The organism is Stutzerimonas stutzeri (assembly GCF_024448935.1).
Taxonomy (GTDB): domain Bacteria; phylum Pseudomonadota; class Gammaproteobacteria; order Pseudomonadales; family Pseudomonadaceae; genus Stutzerimonas; species Stutzerimonas stutzeri_AO.
On the sequence record NZ_JAMOIE010000151.1, the window covers coordinates 1 to 5637 of the forward strand.

The 5637-nt window shown below is 60.6% G+C and carries 7 protein-coding genes; 5 read left to right on the forward strand and 2 right to left on the reverse strand.

Annotation, left to right across the window (positions count from 1 at the left end):
- Positions 1-32: 32 nt before the first annotated feature.
- Both NA637_RS23750 and NA637_RS23755 read right to left on the reverse strand, forming a co-directional pair.
- Positions 33-3062, reverse strand: a complete 3030-nt coding sequence (locus tag NA637_RS23750) for a Tn3 family transposase (RefSeq protein WP_010799689.1) — start codon at positions 3060-3062, stop codon at positions 33-35.
- Positions 3046-3648, reverse strand: coding sequence for a recombinase family protein (locus NA637_RS23755; RefSeq protein ID WP_010465829.1), 603 nt, complete (start codon positions 3646-3648; stop codon positions 3046-3048). Before NA637_RS23755 ends, NA637_RS23750 begins: the two co-directional genes overlap by 17 nt.
- Before the next feature lie 191 nt (positions 3649-3839).
- Here NA637_RS23755 and NA637_RS23760 point away from each other — a divergent pair, with 191 nt between their 5' ends.
- Genes NA637_RS23760 through NA637_RS23780 form a run of 5 tightly spaced genes read left to right on the forward strand, consistent with a single transcriptional unit; the run spans position 3840 to position 5601 of the window.
- Positions 3840-4217, forward strand: a complete 378-nt coding sequence (locus NA637_RS23760; protein ID WP_003151133.1) for a type II toxin-antitoxin system RelE/ParE family toxin — start codon at positions 3840-3842, stop codon at positions 4215-4217.
- Positions 4198-4533: a helix-turn-helix domain-containing protein gene (locus NA637_RS23765; RefSeq protein ID WP_001172026.1), complete on the forward strand. Its 336-nt coding sequence runs from the start codon at positions 4198-4200 to the stop codon at positions 4531-4533. The genes NA637_RS23760 and NA637_RS23765 overlap by 20 nt, the downstream gene beginning before the upstream one ends.
- Before the next feature lie 14 nt (positions 4534-4547).
- Complete coding sequence (locus NA637_RS23770) at positions 4548-4883, forward strand: hypothetical protein (RefSeq protein WP_000741275.1); 336 nt, start codon at positions 4548-4550, stop codon at positions 4881-4883.
- A gap of 23 nt (positions 4884-4906) precedes the next feature.
- Complete coding sequence (locus NA637_RS23775) at positions 4907-5233, forward strand: hypothetical protein (protein WP_000091614.1); 327 nt, start codon at positions 4907-4909, stop codon at positions 5231-5233.
- Positions 5230-5601 carry a hypothetical protein gene (locus tag NA637_RS23780; RefSeq protein WP_023294894.1) on the forward strand — a complete coding sequence of 124 codons (372 nt, stop codon included), beginning with the start codon at positions 5230-5232 and terminating at the stop codon, positions 5599-5601. The genes NA637_RS23775 and NA637_RS23780 overlap by 4 nt, the downstream gene beginning before the upstream one ends.
- Positions 5602-5637: the final 36 nt, after the last annotated feature.

Consider the following 5637-nt stretch of genomic DNA (forward strand, 5'->3'; position numbering starts at 1 on the left):
GGGGTTGTACGCCGGAATCCCAGAAATTTCCGTCAGCCCAGCTCCAGTCCCGCCACGAGCGCATCCAGGTCGATGAACTTGCCGTCAGTCTGGAAGGTGTAATGCCCGTTCAGCAGGATGTGCCGCCAGGCCGCTGGCGACATCTGCGTGATCAACGCCAGCGCCTTGGCATTGCCAGCTGCCTCGTACTTCGTCAGCAGCAGGGACAGGATCGCCGAGTTGTAGAAGATGATCGCGTTGCCGATCAGCCTGGCGCACTGGTTGCTGATCTCGATTTCGATGTCGGTGCGGCCGGTCAATTCCTTCTTCCCACCGACTTGGGCGATGGTCGAGCGTAGCTGGTGATAGGACTCAATGCGGTTCTGCGAGCGGTGAACATTACGCTCCAGTTGCGGGTCGCGCAGGTAGCGCAGTGTGTAGATACTGCGGATGAGCTTGTCGAACTCGAAGATTGCGCGCCGCGTCGGGTTCGGCGCCGTATAGGTGCACAGCTTGCGGATCAGCGTGCCCTGCGTCATTTCCTTCAGGCCCAGTGTGGCGACGATTCGGTCGATGTTCGCCTTCTCACCGACGATGAGTTGCCGGTCGATCTGGCCAGCCGGCCGGATCAGGCATTTCTCGTACAATGCCAGATCATCGGCGCAATACAGCTCCTGCAACTGGTCGTCGAGGTCGGTGAAGCGCGGCTCGAAACGAAGTCCGAACCAGTGCAGGATGGCGAAGTTGGCCTTGTTGATGCTGTGCATGTCGCCGGTGATCGCGCTCGGCACGATGTCCGACGTGTTGCGGTACCAGATGTCGAACACGTGGTGAGCCTCGTACTCGTGTGCGCCTATCAGGTAGCCGTTCAACGGCACGTGATTGCACAGCAGCGTGTAGGCGACGACGCCCTTGCCGCGGCCGAAATATTTGCGCGAGTAGCGCGCCTTCACAGTTGGTCGCTCGACGCCGAATTTCTGCCCATCAACGGCACCGTACAACGAATCGAGGTCGAACGAGTAATGCGGGAAGATCGGCAGTGCGGCGATGGCGTTGCTGATGCAATCGTTGGCCACATGTAGCGTCGCCTGGCGCAGGTACTGCTGGTAGGTACTCTCCAGGACGTGGTACGGGATGTCGCTGGTACGTGCCATAACCTGGTTGCCGTGGTTCATGGCTTGGGCAATGATCACCGCCATCAGACTGTCGGCGTCGGCTACCTTCTTCGCATAGCGTGGCTGCAATGGTGTCAGCGCCGACAGGAACTGGCACTGGCCGTTGACGAAGCGAAACACGTCGGCGACATCGCAGTATGGCAGTTGCTCGTAGAGAGCTTGCTCGCGCGCCTTCTGGTTCTCCCCCTTGGGCTTGCGCCAGGTCAGTCTCTGCGTGTCCTTGTCGTATTCCAGGTGCGTCAGCTTGCCCTGTTTCAGCTCGCGATTGAACGCCACCCATTGCGCACGCAACTCGGCCGCCAGTGCATCGAGCTGGGCACTGACCGGCTGCCGCAGGAAGGGGATGTCCATCTGCGCGAGCACGGCGGCTTTCTCGTCCATCGAAACCAACTCGTCGGACAAATGCCGGTGCTGCAAGCTATCGTCAATGTAGAGCTCGCCCGCCTGGAAGCGTTTCCTGACCTGACGGTAAAGCCAGAATTCGTAACGATCGGCATGCAGGCCTGTCGGCGTGCCTTCGGCATCGAACATCAGCAGGTACGGACGCAAGCGTTTCGGCAGCGTTGCCGCCGGACATTCGTCGAGTGGCCGTTGTGATAGGCGCTGCTGCTTGGCGAACACGCTCTTGGCCCAAGTCAGCGCCGCGAGCCATGGGTTATCGGGGGCCGTGCCGGCGAAGTCGAGCGCGACGTACAGCGGCCGTAGATGGCGTCGAATGCGTTCGGCCAGGCCGTCCACCGCCTGCCAGTGCAGCGCCAGTTTGTTCAGTGGCTTGACGCTCATGCGCTGCGCCGTGTTTTGCAGCAATTCCCTGGACATGATTTTGTAGGCGCGTTGGCGCACCTCGCCGAACGGCGTCGGATCGGCCACGCTGTCGTCCACGTACAGCGACAGCAGGCGGCCAACCTGCGGCGTTTCCTGATGGCGTCGCAGCTGTTCGGCGACAAAGGACTGTTTCGCACCCGTGCGGCTCTCGTCCTCAAGTTTTTTCATGTGGAAGGCCATCGCGTCGACCAGGTTGTCGGTGAGCTGCCGGTAACGTACCCAGGCATAGCACAGCAGGTAGAGCCGGGTCTGCTCCGCCTTCAGGTGGCGCAGGTCATGGACGGTATAGAAGTTCGCCAGGCTCGCGTAGTACAGCAGGTTCTGCTGCGAGATGCCGAGCTTGGGCAGCAGCGCCTTGGCGATCCCGTGCAAGGACTTCAGCGTGGCGCGCTTCTCGCGCTCCCCTGCCATCTGACGCCAGCCGAAATCTTTAGCGTCCTGCTTGAGCGCTGCCAGTTGAGACAGGGTGTCGTCACGCACCAGGAGCTGGCCCAGCGCAGCTTTGGCCGATTCGTCCAACACTTCTGCCAGCAAGCCGCCCAAGCGCCTGCGTTCGGTGGACAGGGCTTCACTGACCAGCTCTTGTAAGGTGGTGTGGCCGGGCCGGATGATTTTGTGCTCGCTGAGCCAAACGATCAGTTCGGCGGCCACGAATCCTGGCATTACGTCGCGCCGCACGATCTGTTCAGCCTGCTGTGCCAGTTGCGGCAGGAAGCTAGCCGCCCACGACCGGTAGCCGAACAGTTCGGCGATCTGACCCCTCTGGCTGTAGTGCTCATGCTTGGTGATCGCCTTGCGTTCGAACGCTTCGCCGTGGAAATAGCGACTCAGCACGAAGGCGCAATCGTCCTCGACCTCATGCCAATCGAAGCGGAAGAAAGCATGCTTGGCCTTGAAGTAGCCGATCTGCAAGACGCAATAGACTTGGGCCTGCAGGCTAGGCCGGCTGCTGGCGAACGCCAGTTCAGATTCGGTCAACGCCAGGTATTCCAGCCGCTGAGCATCGTCGAAGTCCGGTAGGCCGTACAAGGCTTCCTGCTCTGCGTCAGAAAAGACGGTGAGTAGCTTATTCTTGTTGCTCATCGACCGTCCTTCCCGCACCACGCCAACCTGCTCGCGTCAATGTTTCGATCAACGTAGTGCGCTTGACATTGAAGTTGCGGCACACCGCCGCCTTAGACATGCCGCCATCGAGCGCGGCGACGATGGCGTCCAGCTTCTCACCAGTGATCGCCTGCGGCCGGCCGCCGATCCGGCCGCGTTTGCGTGCGGCGGCCAAGCCCGCGACGACGCGCTCCTGAATCAAGGCGCGCTCGTACTGCGCGAGCGCACCGAACACCTGGAACAGGAATTCGCCCGAGGGCGTCGTAGTGTCCAGGTTCTCTGTCAGCGAGCGGAACGCCACCCGCTTGTCCTTGAGCGAAGTCACAATGGCGAGCAGGTGCGACAGCGAGCGACCGAGCCGGTCGAGTTTCCACACCACCAGCACATCGCCGGCTCGAACGAACTCAAGCGCCCGCGCCAAGCCGGCACGGTCATCCTTCGCGCCAGAGGCACGATCCTCAAACAGGTGACGCGGATCGACGCCGGCGGCGAGCAGCGCGTCGCGCTGCAAGTCCGTGCTCTGGCGGTCGGAGTCCGACGACACGCGCATGTAGCCAACCAACATAGGCGGATAACCATCAAAAACAGGTTTCCGCATAATAGTGAATAGCGATAGAGTTTTCCGTACATTTTTGAGGGGGTGTTGCACAGGTAGCACAGCGGCGGCTGACAGCCTGTCGCAAAACAAATGTTTTACGACACCTCCTTGAGGTTGCCGCGTTTACATCATTACCTGAACAGGTATAAAATTCCGTCATGACAAACAAAGAAAAACCGCTCGAATGGATCGCGAGCAGCCACAAGGATTTGATGGCGTTGCCGTCCGACGTGCGTCGCCGTTTCGGTTACGCGCTCTCGTTGGCGCAGATAGGCGATCAGGATGACGCAGCAAAGGTGCTCAAGGGGTTCGGTGGTGCCGGCGTGCTGGAGGTCGTCGAAGACGATGCCGGCGGCACCTATCGAGCGGTATACACGGTCAAGTTTGCGGAAGCGGTGTTCGTCCTGCACTGCTTCCAGAAGAAGAGCAAGAGCGGAATCGCCACGCCAAAGGCCGACATGGACATCATCCGCGCTCGGCTGAAGGTGGCCGAGGTATTGGCACAGGAGCTACGAAATGCAAAAACGAATCATTGAAGGCGTCGAGGTTCAGCGCAGCTCGGGCAACGTCTTTGCCGACCTTGGACTGCCTGACGCTGAAAAGCTCAAGATCAAGACCGGCCTGGTGGTCGAGATCAGGAGGGCCATGCGCGCCCTTGGGCTGACTCAACAAGCGGCGGCCAAACGCATGGGCATCCCGCAACCGAAGGTGTCGGGCATGATGCGCGGCGACTTCACCAATCTATCCGAACGCAAGCTGATGGATTGTCTGAATCGCCTCGGCTACGACATCGAAATCAAGGTACGGCCAGCAGCCGAGCCGATCGGGCATCTAACGCTCGCAACCGCTTAATCGGAGCCCTCCTGATGGCAGCCCGCATCACCGACGACGAATGGGACGAACTGACTCCCGAGAATTTCGATACCACGGCACTGCTGCGTGCAGTCGATGCCGTGGACGTGCTGCGCGGCGATTTGAATGACAGCGCAGACGGCGCACCTCCGCAACTGCGCACCGACCTGTTGAAGCTGCATCAACTGGCAATGGCCGCGTTCAACGAGGGATCACGCAGCCGAGTGGCTGAGCTATTTGATCTCGCCGTGGATCTTCAGGATCAGGTTGATCATCTGATGACCTCGCTGGAACAAGTGCAAGAAACCCTGTCCCGGTTGACGGCGCTCTACCCAGAAAGCCTGTCCTGAATGTTCTTGGAGACAACCACATCATGAGCCGCAGCCGCCGCAAAACGCCCATCGTTGGGCACACGACCTGCCGTAGCGAGCGCGAGGACAAGAAACTCTGGCATCAGCGCTGGCGAACTCACGAGCGCACCGCGCTGGCCAGCGCGTCGCCGGAAGCTCTATGCGCCCATCTGCCTCTACTGGAAAACCAGGTCAGCAACGTCTGGTCGATGGGTAAGGATGGCCGCTCCTACTGGCCCATCAAGCGCCAGGCCGCCACGGCGGATCGCATTGCCAACCACAAGGGACGCAATCCGCAAGAGCGCGCCTCCCTGAAAAAGCGTCTGCTGCGCAAGTGGATGAGCAAATGAACCTGTCCACCATCGAGGCGCTGGCTATCGCTTGGGCGCGAATCGCTGAAGAAGCAGAACTCCCAGCCGGCTACGAGGGCACGGCGACGCCAGAGGCGCATCGGGCCTGCGAGGTGATCCAGGAGCGGATTCGAGAGCACGTCGTCGCCACCAATGACATGCGGCTGTTCGGCCTGCTGCACCTGCTTGGGCAGGCGTCGCTGCGCATGGAGCAAGCGCTGTGGCCGGAAGAATATGCGCGGATGACCCGCGAGGTCGAGGAAGCTCTCCGAGAGGCCGACGACCCCAACGCCAAGTCGTACACCCACGAAGAAGTCATGCGGGCGATGCAGGAACTCATCGACCAAGCGCGAGACAAGCCATGTTGATCGGCTGACGGAAATTTCTGGGTTTCCGGCTTACAA

Bases quoted from the DNA above. Each gene is read 5' to 3' on its own strand.
- NA637_RS23755 (WP_010465829.1), bottom strand. From the start codon at position 3,648: ATGTTGGTTGGCTACATGCGCGTGTCGTCGGACTCCGACCGCCAGAGC.
- NA637_RS23775 (WP_000091614.1), top strand. From the start codon at position 4,907: ATGAGCCGCAGCCGCCGCAAAACGCCCATCGTTGGGCACACGACCTGC.
- NA637_RS23780 (WP_023294894.1), top strand. From the start codon at position 5,230: ATGAACCTGTCCACCATCGAGGCGCTGGCTATCGCTTGGGCGCGAATC.
- NA637_RS23770 (WP_000741275.1), top strand. From the start codon at position 4,548: ATGGCAGCCCGCATCACCGACGACGAATGGGACGAACTGACTCCCGAG.
- NA637_RS23750 (WP_010799689.1), bottom strand. From the start codon at position 3,062: ATGAGCAACAAGAATAAGCTACTCACCGTCTTTTCTGACGCAGAGCAG.
- NA637_RS23765 (WP_001172026.1), top strand. From the start codon at position 4,198: ATGCAAAAACGAATCATTGAAGGCGTCGAGGTTCAGCGCAGCTCGGGC.
- NA637_RS23760 (WP_003151133.1), top strand. From the start codon at position 3,840: ATGACAAACAAAGAAAAACCGCTCGAATGGATCGCGAGCAGCCACAAG.